Genomic DNA, 16713 nt, shown 5'->3' on the forward strand with positions numbered 1-16713 from the left:
CTCTTATTCTCGTTTCCCCCCCCCCCCCCCCTCTCCCCCCCCTCCCCCCCCCCCCTCCCCCCCCCCCCCCCCCCCCCCGGGGCGCCGGTCAGCTCTTGGCGCTCTTGTAGCCCCGCCCCCACTGGAGCCCCCAGCCGTACAGCCGGTCCAGCTCGGCCTGGAAGCCGTACACGAACTTCACCTCGCGCCGCACGACCAGCTCGCCCTTGACCTTCTCCAGGGAGACCACCGCGCAGGAGCGGGCCTGCGGGTGCCGCTCGTCCAGCGGGATCTCGATCCGCGGTCCCGTCACGGGGAAGAGCGTCACCATGGCGTGCGTACGGTCGAAGGCCGGGGTCTGGTCGTAGATGTAGACGAAGACCAGCAGCCGCTTGATCTCGTCGGCGTGGTCGAGGTTGACGTAGAGGGTCTCCCCCGAGGCCGAACCGAACCGGTCGTCCCCGCTGAGCTTGACGTACGGCGGGTCGTTGAGGTCGCCCAGCAGGTTCCCCAGCGGCTGTACGGCGCCGCGGGTGCCGTCGGTCAGCTCGTACAGGCAGCCCATGTCGAGGTCGACGTTGACCATGCCCTGGGTGTGCGCCTGCACCATGTCCGGCTTGAACAGCTTGAACGGGTGCCGGAAGAGCTGGCCGCTCTGGCCCGAGCGGCCGCCGATGTCCGAGGTGCGCATGCGCCAGGACAGATTGACGCGCAGATTGCCGTGGACGGCCCCCTGTTTGGTGAGCGACACCGTCGAGTGCCGCTTGGTCAGCTCGATCGCGTTCGACGAGGCGCTGCCCGACTGGAACTGCACGGCGCGGCTGCCCAAGATGCCGTCGAAGAAGCCCATCCCCTACCCCCCTGAGTCCCCTGATCCCTGTGGTGCCTGCGGAAGCGGGGCGGCCCGCCGGGTCCGTGGACCCGGTGGACCGCCCCGCAGTTGAGCGTTCCGCATTACCGCCGCCGTCATGCCTCGGCGGTGGAACCCTCCAGTTCCAGGCGCTTGTTGCGGCGCACCGAGGACCAGAAGGACCATCCGATGAGCAGCACGCCGACGAGACCGGTGATGATCTCGTTGATCTCGTACTGGATGGTGACGAGCAGGATCACGGCGAGGGCGCCGATGGCGTAGTGCGCGCCGTGCTCCAGGTAGACGTAGTCGTCGAGGGTGCCCTGGCGGACCAGGTAGACCGTCAGCGAACGGACGTACATGGCGCCGATGCCGAGGCCGAGGGCCATGAGCACGATGTCGTTGGTGATGGCGAAGGCGCCGATGACCCCGTCGAAGGAGAACGAGGCGTCGAGGACTTCGAGGTAGAGGAACATGAAGAAGGCGGCCTTGCCGGCCATGGCGACGGCCGTGACGGGCTTGCCGGTCCGCTTGGCCTCTTCCTCCGCCTCGTGTTCGGCCTCCTCCTCTTCCTCCAGTTTGTTCTCGAAGTAACCGGAGAGGCCGCCGACGACCATGTAGGTGATGAGGCCGAGGATGCCGGAGATCAGGACGGTCTGGGCCTTGTCCACGTGGACGCCACCGTGCTGATGGGCGTTGGCTCCGACGGTCATCGAGGAGACGACCAGGACGATCAGCGCGATGCAGGCGGACAGCATGTCGATCTTGCCGAGCTTGGCGAGGGGACGCTCCAGCCAGGCGAGCCACTTGATGTCACGGTCCTCGAAGATGAAGTCGAGGAAGATCATGAGCAGGAACATGCCACCGAACGCGGCGATGGACGGGTGCGCGTCGGTGACGAGCTGCTCGTACATCTCCTTGTCGTTCAGGGCGAGTTCCACGGCCTCGAAGGGCCCGATCTTGGCGCTGATCGCGACGATCACAACGGGGAAGACCAGTCGCATACCGAAGACCGCGATGAGGACACCGACGGTGAGGAAGATCTTCTGCCAGAAGGCATTCATCTTCTTCAGGATTCCGGCGTTGACCACCGCGTTGTCGAAAGACAGCGAGATCTCGAGGACCGACAGGATCGCCACGATCCCGAAGGCTTGCCACCCCCCGTAGAACACCGCTGCGACCAGACCGAGCGCAGTGATTGCGAACGACCAGCCGAAGGTTTTGAGAAGCACTGGCACCCCATCGTCTTGTACGGCTTTACGAAACGTTGACCCCGAAGTCTAGAGCGATGCCCCGGAGCCCCGACGCGTACCCCTGCCCCACCGCGCGGAACTTCCATTCGCCCCCGTACCGGTAGACCTCGCCGAAGATCATCGCGGTCTCGTTGGAGGCGTCCTCGGAGAGGTCGTAGCGGGCCAGTTCCTGGCCGTCGGCCTGGTTGACCACGCGGATGAAGGCGTTGCTCACCTGGCCGAAGCTCTGCCGGCGGCTGTCCGCCTCGTGGATGGAGACCGGGAAGACGATCTTGTCCACCTGGGCCGGGACCTTGGTGAGGTCGATGAGGATCGACTCGTCGTCGCCTTCACCCTCGCCGGTGAGGTTGTCGCCCGTGTGTTCGACGGAGCCGTCGGGGCTCTTCAGGTTGTTGTAGAAGACGAAGTACTCGTCCCCCAGCACCCGGCCGCTGTTGCACAGCAGCGCGCTGGCGTCGAGGTCGAAGTCGGCTCCCGTGGTCGAGCGCGCGTCCCATCCGAGACCGATCAGCACCCTGGTGAGGTTCGGTGCGGCCTTGGACAGGGAGACATTGCCCCCCTTGGCGAGTGTGACGCCCATGTTGTGGTCCTCCCCGGACGACGGTGTGGCGGTGTGCCGGTGTGGCGAAGCGGCGGTGGAGCGGCCGGTGGGATGCGGCCGTGCGGTGCAACGGTGGAGCGGTGGCGAAGCGGTGGTGCGATGCGGCTGAAGCGGTGCTGCCGGTGGTGCGGTGAACCGCGTCCGGCGCCGTACACACAGTGCACGGCGCCGGACGGATGGACTGCTCGGGCTCAGACGTTGACGCCGAAGTCCTGCGCGATGCCGCGCAGGCCGGAGGCGTACCCCTGGCCGATGGCGCGGAACTTCCACTCCGCGCCGTTGCGGTAGAGCTCGCCGAAGACCATGGCGGTCTCGGTCGAGGCGTCCTCGGAGAGGTCGTAGCGGGCGAGCTCGCTGTTGTCGGCCTGGTTCACGACGCGGATGTAGGCGTTGCGGACCTGGCCGAAGCTCTGCTGGCGGCTCTCGGCCTCGTAGATCGAGACCGGGAAGACGATCTTCGCCACGTCGGCCGGGACGCCGGCGAGGTTGACCTTGATCGCCTCGTCGTCACCCTCGCCCTCACCGGTGGTGTTGTCACCGGTGTGCTCCACCGAGCCGTCGGGGCTCTTCAGGTTGTTGAAGAAGACGAAGTTCGCGTCGCTGGCGACCTTGCCCTGGTCGTTGGTCAGGATCGCGCTGGCGTCGAGGTCGAAGTCGACACCGGTGGTGGTGCGAGCATCCCAGCCCAGACCGACGATGACCGCCGTCAGGTTAGGCGCGGCCTTGGTCAGCGAGACGTTGCCGCCCTTGCTGAGGCTGACTCCCACGGGTCCTCCATTGGGTTCTGTGTGGGGCGGTGCCCCGTCTTGCGGTTGCTACCGGATCAACGTTTCGATCCTAGTGACGGGTTCCCGCCCGTAAGCGGTTTTCGCAGGGAACTGCGCATACGGCCCGTGCGGGCTCGCTCAGAGACTGTCGAGCGCCTTGATGTACTCGTTCAGGTCACGTGCGTCGGGCAGTCCGTTGACCACGCTCCAGCGCACCACGCCGTCCTTGTCGATGACGAAGGTGCCGCGCACCGCGCAGCCCTTCGCCTCGTCGAAGACGCCGTAGGCGCGGGAGGTCTCCCCGTGCGGCCAGAAGTCCGAGAGCAGCGGGTACTCCAGGCCTTCCTGCTCCCCGAAGACCCGCAGGGTCGGCACGGAGTCGTTGGAGACGGCGAGGAGCTGGACGTCGTCGTTCTGGAAGCGCGGCAGCTGGTCGCGCAGCTCGCACAGCTCGCCGGTGCAGACACCGGTGAAGGCGAACGGGTAGAAGAGCAGCACCACGGCCTTCTCCCCGCGGAAGTCGGAGAGCCGCACGGTGGCGCCGTGGTTGTCCTTGAGCTCGAAGTCCGGGGCCTTGTCGCCGACCTCGATCGCCATCTGTCGCATCCCTTCGTTCCCGCATCCCTGCGTTGGGCTGTTCGGGTGAGGCAAAGCCTAGGGCCTCCGGTGGCCCCGGGCCGTGAACGCACACACCCCGCCGACCGGTGTCACCTGGCAGGCGGGGTGTGGAAGCGTGTCCGCTCGGCAGCGGGCGCGGCTCAGCGCTTGGACTTGGCGGCGGTCTTGGGCGTCACCAGCTTGGTGGCGGCCCACTCCTTGCCGACACTGACGCTCCTGGTCTGCGAAAGGCCGGCGGTCTCGGCGGCCTCGCTGATGTCGCTGGCCTCGACGTAGCCGGGGCGGCCCGTCTTGGGGGTCAGCAGCAGGATCAGTGCGCCGTCCTCGACCAGCTCTGTGGCGTCGACCAGCGTGTCAGTCAGATCGCCGTCTTCCTCCCGGAACCACAGCAGCACCGCATCGGCAACGTCGTCGTACTCCTCGTCGACGAGGTCGTTGCTGATGTGGTCCTGAATGGACTCACGGAATTCCTGATCGACGTCGTCGTCGTAGCCGATCTCCTGGACCACCTGTTCGGACTGGAAACCCAGCCGGGCGGCCAGGCTCTCCGCGTGGTCCGCGGTCGCGCTCACGGGGTGCCTCCTGCTCATGTTCGGTGAATGTCTTCGGCGGCGCGCGTACGCGCAGCATTGGGCGTAGTCCACACGGGCGCGGCGGATCGCGCAAGTACCCGGCCGTCGAGACCGTCGAAACGGTGACGATTGCGGCCGTCTCGCCGCAACTTTCAGCCTTCCCGTGTGTCCCTCTGGTGATTCATCCCACACCATTCCAGCTCATTCGGCATCATCGGCGACCCTCGACGGCTTTCCTACCTGTTTGAGCGACGAACGGCCACACGGAGCGAGCGCCCGGCTCGGGCGTAGGATCGCGGTTCGTCCGGACCCGCCACCGATCTTCCGGCCATTACCCGCTGGTAAAGATGACGATTTCGGTCGAGCGTAAGACCATGGGAGGCGGCGAAACCCAAGGCACGACTCCCCCGACAGCGCACGACTCCCCCGACAGCGAAGGAACAGCGTGGCTTCCGCATCCGATCGCAATCCGATCATCATTGGCGGCCTGCCGAGTCAGGTCCCGGACTTCGATCCGGAGGAGACGCAGGAGTGGCTCGACTCCCTGGACGCAGCCGTCGACGAGCGGGGCCGTGAGCGCGCCCGCTACCTGATGCTGCGGCTGATCGAGCGGGCCCGCGAGAAGCGCGTGGCCGTGCCCGAGATGCGCAGCACGGACTACGTCAACACGATCGCCACCAAGGACGAGCCGTTCTTCCCCGGCAACGAGGAGATCGAGCGCAAGGTCCTCAACGCCACCCGGTGGAACGCGGCCGTGATGGTCTCGCGCGCCCAGCGTCCCGGGATCGGTGTGGGCGGCCACATCGCCACGTTCGCCTCCTCCGCCTCCCTCTACGACGTGGGCTTCAACCACTTCTTCCGCGGCAAGGACGAGGGCGACGGCGGCGACCAGATCTTCTTCCAGGGGCACGCCTCCCCCGGCATCTACGCCCGTGCCTACCTCCTGGACCGGCTCACCGAGCAGCAGCTCGACGCGTTCCGCCAGGAGAAGTCGAAGGCCCCGTACGGGCTGTCCAGCTACCCGCACCCGCGGCTGATGCCGGACTTCTGGGAGTTCCCGACCGTCTCGATGGGCCTCGGCCCGCTCGGTGCGATCTACCAGGCGCGGATGAACCGGTACATGGAGGCGCGCGGGATCGCGGACACCTCCAAGTCCCACGTTTGGGCGTATCTCGGCGACGGCGAGATGGACGAGCCGGAGTCGCTCGGCCAGCTGTCGATCGCCGCCCGCGAGGGCCTGGACAACCTGACCTTCGTGGTCAACTGCAACCTGCAGCGGCTCGACGGCCCGGTGCGAGGCAACGGCAAGATCATCCAGGAGCTGGAGTCGCAGTTCCGCGGGGCCGGCTGGAACGTCATCAAGCTGATCTGGGACCGTTCCTGGGACCCGCTGCTGGCCCAGGACCGCGACGGCATCCTGGTCAACAAGATGAACTCGACGCCGGACGGGCAGTTCCAGACGTACGCCACCGAGTCGGGCGCGTACATCCGTGAGCACTTCTTCGGCGGTGACCAGCGGCTGCGCGCGATGGTCGAGAACATGACCGACTACCAGATCCAGCACCTGGGCCGCGGCGGGCACGACCACAAGAAGGTGTACGCGGCGTACGCGGCGGCCAAGGCGCACAAGGGTCAGCCGACGGTGATCCTGGCGCAGACGGTCAAGGGCTGGACGCTCGGTCCGAACTTCGAGGGCCGCAACGCGACGCACCAGATGAAGAAGCTGACGGTCGACGACCTCAAGCGCTTCCGCGACCGGCTGCGCATCCCGATCACCGACCAGCAGCTGGAGGGCGGGGCGCCGCCGTACTACCACCCGGGCCGCAACTCCCCCGAGATCCAGTACATGCACGACCAGCGCAGCTCGCTGGGCGGCTACGTGCCGACCCGTGTGGTGCGCGCCAAGCCGCTGCAGCTGCCGGGCGACGCGGCGTACGCGGCGGCCAGGAAGGGCTCGGGCCAGCAGTCGATCGCCACCACGATGGCCTTCGTGCGCATCCTGAAGGACCTGATGCGGGACAAGGAGATCGGCAAGCGGTTCGTGCTGATCGCGCCCGACGAGTACCGCACCTTCGGCATGGACGCCTTCTTCCCGAGCGCCAAGATCTACAACCCGCTGGGCCAGCAGTACGAGGCGGTCGACCGCGACCTGCTGCTCGCGTACAAGGAGTCGCCGACCGGGCAGATGCTGCACGACGGCATCTCGGAGGCGGGCTGCACGGCTTCGCTGATCGCCGCGGGTTCGGCGTACGCGACGCACGGCGAGCCGCTGATCCCCGTCTACGTCTTCTACTCGATGTTCGGTTTCCAGCGCACGGGTGACCAGTTCTGGCAGATGGCCGACCAGCTGGCACGCGGTTTCGTCCTCGGTGCGACCGCAGGGCGGACCACCCTGACGGGTGAGGGCCTCCAGCACGCCGACGGCCACTCCCAGCTGCTGGCCTCGACGAACCCGGGCTGTGTGGCGTACGACCCGGCCTACGGCTACGAGATCGCGCACATCGTCAAGGACGGTCTGCGGCGGATGTACGGGCCGGAGGCGGAGGACGTCTTCTACTACCTGACCGTCTACAACGAGCCGATCCAGCACCCGGCCGAGCCGGCCGACGTGGACGTCGACGGCATCCTCAAGGGCATCCACCGGGTGTCGCGGGGCACCTCGGGCATCGTCGGGGCGCAGCTCATGGCCTCGGGCGTGGCGGTGCCGTGGGCGCTGGAGGCGCAGCGGATCCTGGCCGCGGAGTGGAACGTCCGGGCGGACGTCTGGTCGGCGACCTCCTGGAACGAGCTGCGCCGCGAGGCCGTCGAGGTGGAGGAGCACAACCTGCTCCACCCGGAGGAGGAGCAGCGCGTTCCGTACGTGACGCGGAAGCTGTCGGGTGCGGAGGGTCCGTTCGTGGCGGTCTCGGACTGGATGCGCTCGGTCCCGGACCAGATCGCGCGGTGGGTGCCCGGCCCGTACACCTCGCTGGGCGCGGACGGCTTCGGCTTCGCGGACACGCGCGGTGCGGCCCGGCGCTTCTTCCACATCGACGCGCAGTCGGTGGTCCTGGCGACGCTCACCGAGCTCGCGAAGACCGGTCAGGTCGACCGTTCGGTGCTGAAGCAGGCCGTGGACCGGTACCAGCTGCTGGACGTGGCGGCGGCCGACCCGGGCGCGGCGGGCGGGGACGCCTAGCCGTCAGGGCCGTCACTCTTGCGTGGGGCGCTGGGACACCTGTCCCAGCGCCCCTTATGCGTTCTTTACGATGCTCCGTATGAAGGAACCCTCCCGTCAGCAGGTGTGGGAGCGGCGGAGCCAGACCCCGCTGCTCGCCCTCGCCCTTGCCTTCGCCGTGGCGTACGCCGTGCCGATCGTGGCCCCCGACGCGACCGCGGACGTGCACCGGGCCTGCACCCATGTGGAGTGGGTGGTCTGGGGCGCGTTCGCGCTCGACTACGTGGTGCGGCTGGGTCTGTCGGCGGACCGCGGGCACTTCGTCCGCACCCACTGGCTGGACCTGGCCGCGGTGGTGCTGCCGCTGGTGCAGCCGCTGCGGCTGCTGCGGCTGGTCGCCACGCTGATGCTGGTGGGACGGCGGGCCCGGATGGCCCCGCAGATCCAGCTGACGACGTACGTGGCCGGGGCGGTGGTGGGGCTGCTGATGTTCGGCTCGCTCGCGGTGCTGAGCGTGGAGCGGGACGCCCCCGACGGGAACATCAAGAACCTGGGCGACGCCGTGTGGTGGTCCTTCACCACGATGACGACGGTCGGGTACGGGGACCACTCGCCGACCACCGGCCTCGGCCGGGTCCTGGCGGTGGGCCTGATGCTGTCGGGGATCGCGCTGCTCGGTGTGGTGACCGCCAACATCGCCGCCTGGTTCATCTCCCGTTTCGAGCGCGACGACCAGGTGGAGCGGCTGCAGCTGGCGGCCCTGCGGGAGCTGCGGGAGGAGGTACGGGCGCTGCGCGGCGAGGTCGCCCGGCTGGGCGGCGCGGCGGCCACGAGCGGGGACGCGGCCGGGGACGCGGCCGGGGACGCGGCCGGGGACACCGCCCGGCCCGCGCACGCGGCCGCACCCGAGGACGCGGCCACGCCCGCACCGGAGGACGCGGCCGCCGCCTCATCCGAGGGCGCGGCCGGCCGGCCGAACGCCCCGGCGCAGCGGGAAGCTACCTCTCCCACACCTTGAACGCCCGCACCTGGTAGGGCGACTGGGGCAGCCAGACCCCGTCGCCCGGGTAGGTCTGGAACTCGCCGGTCTCCGCGCACTCCGCCGACTGGTAGGTGGTCACCGGCCGCCCGGTGCGGTTGGTGAGCGACTGGGCGCTGGTCCCGGCCGGCAGCGCGGTGCAGCTGTCGACGTCCAGGGTGCTCAGCTCGTGGGTCCGCTTGGTGCCCTTGAACTCCGGTTTCGCCCACAGGCACAGCTGCCCCGTCGCGCAGGCCCCGAGGGCGGGCGGGCCGGCGGCCTGGGCCGTGGTGGCCGTACTCGGGAGGAGGGCGGTGAGGGCCAGGACGGTCGCGGCGAGGACGGTGGTGACGCGGGTGGTTCCACACGTACGCATGACGGGTCAACTCCTTGTGGACGGCGGGCACCCGGACCGTTTCCGGGGCCTCGCTGACACCACGCTGACCTGCGGTGACGGGCGGGCGGAAGGGGCCGCGGGCGGGTCCACCCGGATAGGCGACGGCTGTGCCGGAACCGTCCGGCAGGGCCGCCATGCGTACGGAGTTGACGCTTCCGGGGGCCATCGGCGCGGGCCCGCGCCCGCCCCTGCGGGGCCGGGCACCCCGGTGGCGGCCGACCCGAACGTGTCATGCGCGGCCGCTCGCGCGCCCCGGCCCGGGAGGCTGGCGGGACCTTCGCAAACGGCTCAACGCGACGGCCGCCGCCCCGTCCGTCACCGGTACTCTGACCGCCCACTCGGCGTCGGAAGGGAGCCCGGAGTGACGATCGACGAGCGGTCGGCGCCGGCCGCGCCGGTACCCGGCCTGCGCGAGCGCAAGAAGCGCCGCACCCGGGACGCGCTGCTGCGCGCCGCGCTCCGGCTCTTCCTCTCCCAGGGGTACGAGCGCACCACCGTCGACGAGATCACCGACGCCGTGAACGTGTCCCAGCGCACCTTCTTCCGCTACTTCGCCAACAAGGAGGAGGTCGTCTTCGCCGTCCAGGACCTGACCGAGGCGCACTTCGTCGCCTCCCTGCGCGCCCGGCCGGCCGCCGAGGGCCCCCTGGAGGCGATGCGGGGCGCGGTGCTCGCCGCCTGGGAGACCGTCGAGGAGGCTCTCGCCGACGTGGTCCCCGTCGACCTCTACATGCGCAGCTACCGGCTGATCGAGTGCACCCCGGCCCTGCTCGCCGTGCACCTGCGGCGCTCCACCGAGCTCGAGGAACGGATCTCCCGTCTGATCGCCGCCCGCGAGGGCCTGGACGTGGACGCCGATCCGCGGCCGCGGGTGGCCGTCGCCGCGTTCTGCGGGGTGATGCGGCTCACCGGGCGGCTCTGGGGGCACGGCGAGGACCCCGGCGTGGACGCGATCCGGCGGCTGACGGAGAGCTACCTCGACCACATCGGCCCGTCCCTGGCCGCGAGCTGGCGCACGCGGGCGGCGGACCCTGATCGATAGGACACACCGGGGAGTTGTAGCGGATCACCCGCGTTCCGTAAGGGGTCCCACAGTTGGCCGTGAGTCCTGTCACCCGGGGCGCCACGGCCGGTGGAGGTCTCCTACGCTGGTCCCAGTGAATCTGTCCGGCCTCGCCCACCCCCCCGTTCCCGGCGCCGACCCGCGCCCTGCCGCCCTGCGCGCCCTGCTCGCGCTGGCGGTGGTCTTCATCATGCTGGCGACCACCGGCTGGACGGCCGTGCACCGGCCCGAGGGGGGCACCCCCCTGCGGGTCGCCGCGCTCCAGGCCTGGGCGAAGGCCCGGATCGACGGCCGTCCGGTGCCGCCCGCCGACGCCCCCGCGCGGACGGTGGCCCGTTTCTTCGCGGGCCTGGACGGGGCCCAGCGGGCCCGGCTCGCCGACGGCCACCCCTTCGTCGTCGGCAATCTCGACGGGGTCCCCGCGACCACCCGCTACCGGGCCAACCTGCACGGCCTGGAGCGGGCCCGCCGGGTCGAGGAGGCCCGCAGCCGCGATGTGGCCCTGACCCCGGCAGACCGGGCGGAGGCCGGCCGCCGCTCGCACCGCTTCGCCTCGCTCGCCGACCCGGGCCGGCAGATCCTGACCTTCGATCCCAGTGGCGGGGGCCGGGTGGCCGAGGTCTTCGGTGACCTCGACCGGGCGCGCCGGGTCTCGGTGATCGTGCCCGGTGTCGACACCGACGCCCTCACTTTCGAACGCACCCAGCGCCGCCTGACCTCCCCCGTCGGCATGGCGGAGTCCTTGTACGAGACCCAGCGCGCGGCCGCGCCGGGCGGCCGGACGGCGGTCATCGCCTGGGCCGGCTATACCGCGCCCACCGGGGTCGGCGTGGACGCCGCCACGGGCCGCATGGCCGTCGACGGCGCGGTCCGGCTGAAGGCGCTGACCACGGCGCTGCCCGGGAACTCGGGCGTGGCGCTGTTCTGCCACAGCTACGGATCGGTGGTGTGCGGGGTCGCCGCGCACGAGCTGCCGGAGCGGGTGACGGACGTGGTGGTGGCGGGCAGCCCGGGGATGCGCGCGGAGAACGTCGAGGGCCTGCACACCTCGGCGCGGGTCTGGGCGACGCGGGACGAGGGCGACTGGATCGCGGACGTGCCGCACCTGGAGGTGGGCGGGGTGGGCCACGGCGCCGATCCGGTGTCCCCGGAGTTCGGGGCGCGGCTGCTGTCCTCGGCCCGGGCCAGGACGCACACCGGCTATTTCGCGCCAGGTACGGACTCGGTGGAGAACTTCGCGAGGATCGGAACCGGCGCGTTCGGTTCCGTGGTCTGTGCGAGCGGGGATGACGCCTGTCGGCGCGGAATTTCCGGGGCAGAGGCGGACTGACGCGCGTAGAGGGGCGGAAAACGGGCTCCGCACCGAGGGGGGGACGTGCGGGGGCGCCGCCCTTTACGATGTGCCGCATGGGTGACGTACTGGCCGGAAATCATGCCGTCTGGGAGTTCGACTCGGACTCGGTGCTCATCCGCTTCGCACGGGGGATCAGAACGCCGAGGGTGCCGAGGCTCCTGCACGCCCTCGGCTCGCGCCGGATTCCCCTCGAGGCGGTCTCCGAGGTGACCGTGAGCGCCGGGAAGCGGGACACGGTGGTGCTGCGCGCCGTGCCGCGGCCGGGCGCGGATCCGCTGATGGAGGCCGCCGCCGGGCAGCTGAAGGAGAACTGCGATCCGTACCGGCTGGTGCTGCCGGGTGACCGGGCGTCGCACGCGGCCGCGTTCGCGGACGCCCTGCGCTCCCGGCTGGGGCCGGACGCCGGGGAGCCGGCCGACCGCTTCCTGGTCGACGTACCGCCGCCGCCGGTCCAGCTGAAGGCGTACGACGCCCGGGTGGGCTTCGACGGCTCCGCGGTCACCTTCCACTGGTCCCGCACCGGGGCCACCAGCACCAAGTGGAAGGCGGGCGACCAGCACGTCCCGCTGGCCTCCCTCACCGGCGTCGAGTGGTGCTCCCCGGAGGGCCCGGGCGGCCACCTGCGGCTCCTCGTACGGGACACGCCCGCCGATCCGCGCCCGGACCACGACCTCGCGGCGGCCGTCTTCGGCGTGGGCTACGGCGCGGTGCACGAGTCGCTGCCGTTCGCGGCCGCGGTCCTGGCCGCGGTGCGCGGCCGCGCCCGGGTCGCCGCCGTGAGCTCCGTCCCGGCGGCGCGCACCGGCGGCGAGCGGCTGCGGCACCTGGACGAGCTGCACAGCGCCGGACTGCTCACGGACGCCGAGTACGTGGCCCTGCTGGACCGCTTCCGGGCATAGGAGGCGACGGGCCGCTCCAACACGCCCGGCAGTGACGGCCGTTGACACGGTCCGTCGCGCACGGCACCCTTTCACTACTTGACTAGTGAAAGGGTGCTGCACGTGCTGGAGTACCGCATCGACCGGCGCAGCGGCATGGCCACTTACCTGCAGATCGTCCACCAGACGAAGCAGGCCCTGCGCCTGGGGCTGCTCGAACCCGGCGACCAGCTGCCCACCGCGCGCGAGGTCGTCGAGGCGACGGCCATCAACCCGAACACGGTCCTCAAGGCCTACCGGGAGCTGGAGCGCGAGGGCCTCGTGGAGGCGCGTCGGGGCATGGGCACTTTCGTTCGCAGGTCCCTGGGCAGCGCACCGGCCGACTCCCCCCTTCGGGTGGAACTGGCCGACTGGGCGCGGCGGGCGCACGCCGCCGGGCTGGAACGGGACGACGTGGCCGCGCTCTTCACATCCGTACTGGACCAACACTTCAAGGGGGAAGACGCGTGACGGACGATCCGGTGATAGCAGCCTCGGGGCTCGGTGTGCGCTACGGACGCAGGCGCGGATGGGCCCTGCGCGACTGCTCCTTCCGGTTACCCGCACGGCGGGTCTGCGCGCTCGTCGGCCCCAACGGAGCGGGCAAGTCGACCCTGCTCGTTCGGAGCCCTCGTCGGCCAGCTCGTACGGCGCACGCTCGCCGCCATGGCGGTCACCGGGCTCGTCACCGGCCTGGTGATGGCGCTGCTGGGCGCGCTGCGGTGGTCCTTCCTGCCCGTACGCACCCTCACCACCTCGGTGGTCGAGAACGGGGTGCCGATGCCTCCGGGCGACAGCCTCATGATGGACACCGGACTCGTCACGGCCTCGGGCGGGCGCCTGCCCGAGTGGACCTGCTTCGCACGCTCCGGAAGCCTCCGCGTGTGCCCTGAAGACCTCAACGTGGCCGGGTGGTACGTCGACTACCACCCGGCCGGGCACTACTGGCCGACCCAGTCCATCGAGACGGCGGTGGTCCTGGCCCTGGCCGCCCTCGCCCTCCGGGCCGCCTTCGCGGTCCTGCGGGCCCGTCACCGCTGAGGCCCACGGGCGGGCCTAGCCCTCGCGGGCTTCCGAGGTCGCGCTCATGTCGGGGTAGCGGTCGCCCGCGACCTGGTCGGCGATGGGCTCCAGACGGGCCAGCTGCGCCGGCGTGAGCGCGATCCGGGTCGCGGCGGTGTTCTCGCGCAGCCGGTCCGGCTTGCGGGTGCCGGGGATGGGGACCACGGTCAGCCCGTGGACCGCCGCGCGCTGCTGCACCCAGGCCAGGGCGATCTGCGCCGGGGTCGCCCCCAGCTCCTCGGCGATCTCCCGGACCGGGGCCAGCAGCGCCGTGTTCCTCTTCGCGTTCTCGCCGGTGAACCGCGGCTGGTGGCGGCGGAAGTCGTTCTGCGACAGCTCTGCGGCGGCGTCCGCGAAGGACCCGGTCAGGAAGCCCCGGCCCAGCGGGGAGTACGGCACCAGTGCCACGCCCAGCTCCGCCGCCGCGCCCACCGCGCTGCGCTCCACGTTCCGGCTGAAGAGCGACCACTCCGACTGGAGGGCCGTGATGGGGTGCACGGCGTGCGCCTCGCGCAGTTCGGGGCCGGTGACCTCGCTGAGCCCGAGGTGGCGCACCTTCCCCTCCTGCACCAGCTCCGCCATGGCGCCGACCGACTCGGCGAACGGCACGGCGGGGTCGCGCCGGTGCATGTAGTAGAGGTCGATGACGTCCACGCCGAGGCGGCGCAGGCTGTCCTCGACGGCCCGGCGGAGGTAGGGGCGGTCGTTGCGGACACCCCGGTAGGCGGGGTCGTCGTTGCGCTCGATGGCGAACTTCGTGGCCAGGGTGATCTCGTCGCGGTGCGCGGCCACGAACGGGGCGAGGAACTTCTCGTTCCTCCCCCGCCCGTAGACGTCCGCGGTGTCGAAGAGGGTGACCCCGGCGGCCAGCGCCGCGTCCAGGGTCTCGCGGGCGGCCCCCTCGTCGGTGTCCCCGTAGAACTCGCTCATGCCCATGCAGCCGAGGCCCTGCACGCCGACCAGCGGGCCGCCCTTGCCGAGCTCGACCTGGTCGATCTTCGTGGGTTCCGTCATGGCTGTGCCTTCCCCGAGTAGATGCCGATCTTGTAGTCCAGTACGGCCAGCGCGTCCGTGAGCTCCGAGATGCGTTCCCGCACCTCGTGCCGCGTCCGCTCCAGCAGTGCGCGGCGCTCCCCGACGGTGTGTCCGCCCTCGCGGACCAGTTCGGCGTACCGGACCATGTCCGCCACCGACATCCCCGTGGTCCGCAGCTTGCCCACGAAGGCCAGCCAGTCGAGGTCCTTGTCGGTGAAGCGCCGCTGTCCCGAGTGGGAGCGGTCCACGTGCGGCATCAGGCCGATCCGCTCGTACCAGCGCAGGGTGTGCTGGGTCAGACCGGTCCGGGCCTCGACCTCGCTGATCGTGTACCGCGTCTGCGTCAGGCTCTGGCTCATGGCCCCACGCTAAAACCCTGGAGTGCACTCCAAGCAAGTAGGCTCGGCCGCATGGAGAGCATGGAGGCCGTCAACGGCATGGAAAGCCTGCGGATCATCGACACCTGGCCGGTGGACACGGCCGCGGCGGCCGTCGTACGCGCCGACGGGAGCATCGCCGGCGCCCACGGGCCCGTCGACCACCGTTTCGCGCTGGCCTCCGTGACCAAGCCGCTCGCCGCGTACGCCGCCCTCGTCGCGTACGAGGAAGGGGCGATCGAGCTGGACGAGCCGGCCGGGCCCGAGGGGTCGACGGTCCGTCACCTCCTCACGCACACCAGCGGCCTGGCGTTCGACGAGCACCGGGTGTCGGCCCCGCCCGGGCAGCGCCGGCTGTACTCCAACGCCGGCTTCGAGGAGCTCGGCGACCACATCGCCAAGGCCACCGGGATCCCCTTCGCGGAGTACGTGCACCAGGCGGTCTTCGAGCCGCTCGGCATGACGCGGACCACCCTGGAGGGCTCGCCGGCCAAGGACGGCGTCTCCACCGTGTCCGACCTGGTGCGTTTCGCCGCCGAGCTGCAGGCGCCCCGGCTGCTCGACGTCCGTACGGTCGCCGCGGCGACCTCCGTCGTGCACCCCGGGCTCAAGGGCGTCCTGCCGGGGTACGGACACCAGTCCCCCAACGACTGGGGGCTCGGCATGGAGATCCGCGACGGCAAGTCCCCGCACTGGACCGGCCTGTCGTCCTCGCCCCGCACGTTCGGCCACTTCGGCCAGGCCGGCACCTTCCTGTGGGTGGACCCGGACGCGCGCGCCGCGTGCGTGGCGCTGGCGGACCGGGCCTTCGGCCCGTGGGCCGTGGCCGCCTGGACCCCGTTCACGGACGCGGTCCTGGCCGAACTGCGCTCCGCCTAGGCCGTCTCTTCCGGATCTTGCTCCCCCAGCTACCGCTGGGAGGTGCCCCCAGGCCCGCGCCGCCTGACCTAGGCCAGTTCCCAGATCAGCAGTTCCCCCGGGGACCCGGCGGTGATCTCCAGGTCCCGTTCCGCGGTGATCCGCACCGAGTCCCCGGGGCCCAGCTCCTCGCCGTCCAGGCGCAGGTCGCCGCGCACCACGTGCAGGTACACCCGCTCCGCCGCCGGCACGGCCACCCGTTCGCCCGCGCCGGGCCGCCGCACGTGCAGGACGGCGCCGGCCGCGGGGACCTCGTAGGGCGTGCCGTCGGCGATGCCCCGGACCACCTCGTACGAGGGTTCGCCGCCCGCGGCCAGGGGGGCGAGCCACATCTGCACGAAGCGCAGCCGCCCGTCGCCGTCGTTGCGCTCCACGTGCCGCGCACCCGATCCGGCGCTCAGCCGCTGTACGTCCCCGGCCCGGACCAGGCCCTTCTCGCCGGTGCTGTCCTGGTGGGTGAGCTCGCCCTCGACGACCCAGGTCACGATCTCGGTGTGGCTGTGCGGGTGCTCGTCGAATCCGGCGCCCGCGGCGAGGACCTCCTCGTTGCAGGCCAGGACGGACCCGAAGCGCAGGTTGTCTGGGTCGTAGAAGGACCCGAAGGAGAAGGCGTGCCGGGTGGTGATCCCGGCGGCCGGGTCCCCGCCCTCGTACCGGTCGGAGCCGCGGCGTACATCAATCATGGGGGCCACGGTAGACCCGATCACGGGACGGGGGCGCGGTCACGGGGCGGGACCGGACTCGGCGCAGCCGTCCCGATAAGGCAGTCTTGTCA

Annotated in this window: 18 protein-coding genes and 1 pseudogene; 9 read left to right on the plus strand and 10 right to left on the minus strand. The window is 70.9% G+C overall.

Translation table 11 applies throughout. The features are described from left to right. Positions 1-88: 88 nt before the first annotated feature. From ACZ6JT_RS09405 to ACZ6JT_RS09430, 6 genes are all read right to left on the minus strand, one after another. Positions 89-829 (minus strand): TerD family protein, encoded by a 741-nt coding sequence (locus tag ACZ6JT_RS09405; RefSeq protein WP_365482521.1) that lies wholly within the window; start codon positions 827-829, stop codon positions 89-91. Between the two features lie 116 nt (positions 830-945). Beyond that, entirely contained in the window at positions 946-2061 is a 1116-nt protein-coding gene (locus tag ACZ6JT_RS09410) for a DUF475 domain-containing protein (protein WP_469208893.1), read from the minus strand. A gap of 25 nt (positions 2062-2086) precedes the next feature. Next, complete coding sequence (locus ACZ6JT_RS09415) at positions 2087-2662, minus strand: TerD family protein (RefSeq protein WP_469208894.1); 576 nt, start codon at positions 2660-2662, stop codon at positions 2087-2089. Between the two features lie 212 nt (positions 2663-2874). Further along, positions 2875-3450 carry a TerD family protein gene (locus tag ACZ6JT_RS09420; RefSeq protein WP_030711348.1) on the minus strand — a complete coding sequence of 192 codons (576 nt, stop codon included), beginning with the start codon at positions 3448-3450 and terminating at the stop codon, positions 2875-2877. Between the two features lie 138 nt (positions 3451-3588). Continuing rightward, positions 3589-4047: a peroxiredoxin gene (locus tag ACZ6JT_RS09425; protein ID WP_351587012.1), complete on the minus strand. Its 459-nt coding sequence runs from the start codon at positions 4045-4047 to the stop codon at positions 3589-3591. A gap of 161 nt (positions 4048-4208) precedes the next feature. After that, positions 4209-4640 carry a DUF3052 domain-containing protein gene (locus tag ACZ6JT_RS09430; RefSeq protein WP_361940905.1) on the minus strand — a complete coding sequence of 144 codons (432 nt, stop codon included), beginning with the start codon at positions 4638-4640 and terminating at the stop codon, positions 4209-4211. A gap of 445 nt (positions 4641-5085) precedes the next feature. On the opposite strand from ACZ6JT_RS09430, the gene aceE reads away from it, so the two are divergent. Together aceE and ACZ6JT_RS09440 are read left to right on the plus strand one after the other, a co-directional pair. Next, positions 5086-7818 carry a pyruvate dehydrogenase (acetyl-transferring), homodimeric type gene (gene aceE / locus ACZ6JT_RS09435; RefSeq protein WP_469208895.1) on the plus strand — a complete coding sequence of 911 codons (2733 nt, stop codon included), beginning with the start codon at positions 5086-5088 and terminating at the stop codon, positions 7816-7818. 79 nt (positions 7819-7897) lie between these two features. Then, the gene (locus ACZ6JT_RS09440; RefSeq protein ID WP_469208896.1) at positions 7898-8815 is read left to right on the plus strand and encodes a potassium channel family protein; all 918 of its coding nucleotides are present in this window, start codon (positions 7898-7900) and stop codon (positions 8813-8815) included. Here ACZ6JT_RS09440 and ACZ6JT_RS09445 read toward each other — a convergent pair. After that, positions 8796-9191 (minus strand): peptidase inhibitor family I36 protein, encoded by a 396-nt coding sequence (locus ACZ6JT_RS09445; protein ID WP_469208897.1) that lies wholly within the window; start codon positions 9189-9191, stop codon positions 8796-8798. The two genes, ACZ6JT_RS09440 and ACZ6JT_RS09445, sit on opposite strands and share 20 nt — an antisense overlap. Positions 9192-9573: 382 nt before the next feature. Between ACZ6JT_RS09445 and ACZ6JT_RS09450 the strand changes: the two genes are divergently transcribed. The 6 genes and pseudogenes from ACZ6JT_RS09450 (at position 9574) to ACZ6JT_RS09475 (ending at position 13587) form a co-directional block, all read left to right on the plus strand. After that, a complete protein-coding gene (locus tag ACZ6JT_RS09450) occupies positions 9574-10254 on the plus strand; it encodes a TetR/AcrR family transcriptional regulator (protein WP_469208898.1) in 681 nt (226 codons plus the stop codon). Positions 10255-10465: 211 nt separating this feature from the next. Further along, the gene (locus ACZ6JT_RS09455; RefSeq protein WP_469209610.1) at positions 10466-11605 is read left to right on the plus strand and encodes an alpha/beta hydrolase; all 1140 of its coding nucleotides are present in this window, start codon (positions 10466-10468) and stop codon (positions 11603-11605) included. Positions 11606-11682: 77 nt separating this feature from the next. Continuing rightward, entirely contained in the window at positions 11683-12528 is an 846-nt protein-coding gene (locus ACZ6JT_RS09460; protein WP_469208899.1) for a DUF4429 domain-containing protein, read from the plus strand. Between the two features lie 102 nt (positions 12529-12630). Next, complete coding sequence (locus ACZ6JT_RS09465; RefSeq protein ID WP_469209612.1) at positions 12631-13017, plus strand: GntR family transcriptional regulator; 387 nt, start codon at positions 12631-12633, stop codon at positions 13015-13017. Beyond that, a pseudogene (locus ACZ6JT_RS09470) lies at positions 12978-13166 on the plus strand (ATP-binding cassette domain-containing protein); the annotation flags it as partial. The gene ACZ6JT_RS09465 and the pseudogene ACZ6JT_RS09470, both read left to right, overlap by 40 nt. A gap of 46 nt (positions 13167-13212) precedes the next feature. Further along, positions 13213-13587, plus strand: coding sequence for a hypothetical protein (locus ACZ6JT_RS09475; RefSeq protein ID WP_469208900.1), 375 nt, complete (start codon positions 13213-13215; stop codon positions 13585-13587). A gap of 15 nt (positions 13588-13602) precedes the next feature. On the opposite strand, the gene ACZ6JT_RS09480 is transcribed toward ACZ6JT_RS09475, so the two are convergent. Next, positions 13603-14622, minus strand: a complete 1020-nt coding sequence (locus ACZ6JT_RS09480) for an aldo/keto reductase (RefSeq protein ID WP_469208901.1) — start codon at positions 14620-14622, stop codon at positions 13603-13605. Further along, positions 14619-15002 carry a MerR family transcriptional regulator gene (locus tag ACZ6JT_RS09485; protein ID WP_376614730.1) on the minus strand — a complete coding sequence of 128 codons (384 nt, stop codon included), beginning with the start codon at positions 15000-15002 and terminating at the stop codon, positions 14619-14621. Before ACZ6JT_RS09485 ends, ACZ6JT_RS09480 begins: the two co-directional genes overlap by 4 nt. A 78-nt stretch (positions 15003-15080) precedes the next feature. On the opposite strand from ACZ6JT_RS09485, the gene ACZ6JT_RS09490 reads away from it, so the two are divergent. Further along, positions 15081-15899 carry a serine hydrolase domain-containing protein gene (locus tag ACZ6JT_RS09490; RefSeq protein WP_469209614.1) on the plus strand — a complete coding sequence of 273 codons (819 nt, stop codon included), beginning with the start codon at positions 15081-15083 and terminating at the stop codon, positions 15897-15899. A gap of 68 nt (positions 15900-15967) precedes the next feature. On the opposite strand, the gene ACZ6JT_RS09495 is transcribed toward ACZ6JT_RS09490, so the two are convergent. Next, positions 15968-16621 (minus strand): pirin family protein, encoded by a 654-nt coding sequence (locus ACZ6JT_RS09495; RefSeq protein WP_469208902.1) that lies wholly within the window; start codon positions 16619-16621, stop codon positions 15968-15970. Positions 16622-16713: the final 92 nt, after the last annotated feature.

This window comes from Streptomyces sp. NPDC046308 (assembly GCF_055588065.1).

Bases quoted from the DNA above. Each gene is read 5' to 3' on its own strand.
- ACZ6JT_RS09495 (WP_469208902.1), bottom strand. From the start codon at position 16,621: ATGATTGATGTACGCCGCGGCTCCGACCGGTACGAGGGCGGGGACCCG.
- ACZ6JT_RS09490 (WP_469209614.1), top strand. From the start codon at position 15,081: ATGGAAAGCCTGCGGATCATCGACACCTGGCCGGTGGACACGGCCGCG.
- ACZ6JT_RS09440 (WP_469208896.1), top strand. From the start codon at position 7,898: ATGAAGGAACCCTCCCGTCAGCAGGTGTGGGAGCGGCGGAGCCAGACC.
- ACZ6JT_RS09405 (WP_365482521.1), bottom strand. From the start codon at position 829: ATGGGCTTCTTCGACGGCATCTTGGGCAGCCGCGCCGTGCAGTTCCAG.
- ACZ6JT_RS09455 (WP_469209610.1), top strand. From the start codon at position 10,466: ATGCTGGCGACCACCGGCTGGACGGCCGTGCACCGGCCCGAGGGGGGC.
- ACZ6JT_RS09475 (WP_469208900.1), top strand. From the start codon at position 13,213: ATGGCGGTCACCGGGCTCGTCACCGGCCTGGTGATGGCGCTGCTGGGC.
- ACZ6JT_RS09415 (WP_469208894.1), bottom strand. From the start codon at position 2,662: ATGGGCGTCACACTCGCCAAGGGGGGCAATGTCTCCCTGTCCAAGGCC.
- ACZ6JT_RS09425 (WP_351587012.1), bottom strand. From the start codon at position 4,047: ATGGCGATCGAGGTCGGCGACAAGGCCCCGGACTTCGAGCTCAAGGAC.
- ACZ6JT_RS09480 (WP_469208901.1), bottom strand. From the start codon at position 14,622: ATGACGGAACCCACGAAGATCGACCAGGTCGAGCTCGGCAAGGGCGGC.
- ACZ6JT_RS09485 (WP_376614730.1), bottom strand. From the start codon at position 15,002: ATGAGCCAGAGCCTGACGCAGACGCGGTACACGATCAGCGAGGTCGAG.
- ACZ6JT_RS09460 (WP_469208899.1), top strand. From the start codon at position 11,683: ATGGGTGACGTACTGGCCGGAAATCATGCCGTCTGGGAGTTCGACTCG.
- ACZ6JT_RS09445 (WP_469208897.1), bottom strand. From the start codon at position 9,191: ATGCGTACGTGTGGAACCACCCGCGTCACCACCGTCCTCGCCGCGACC.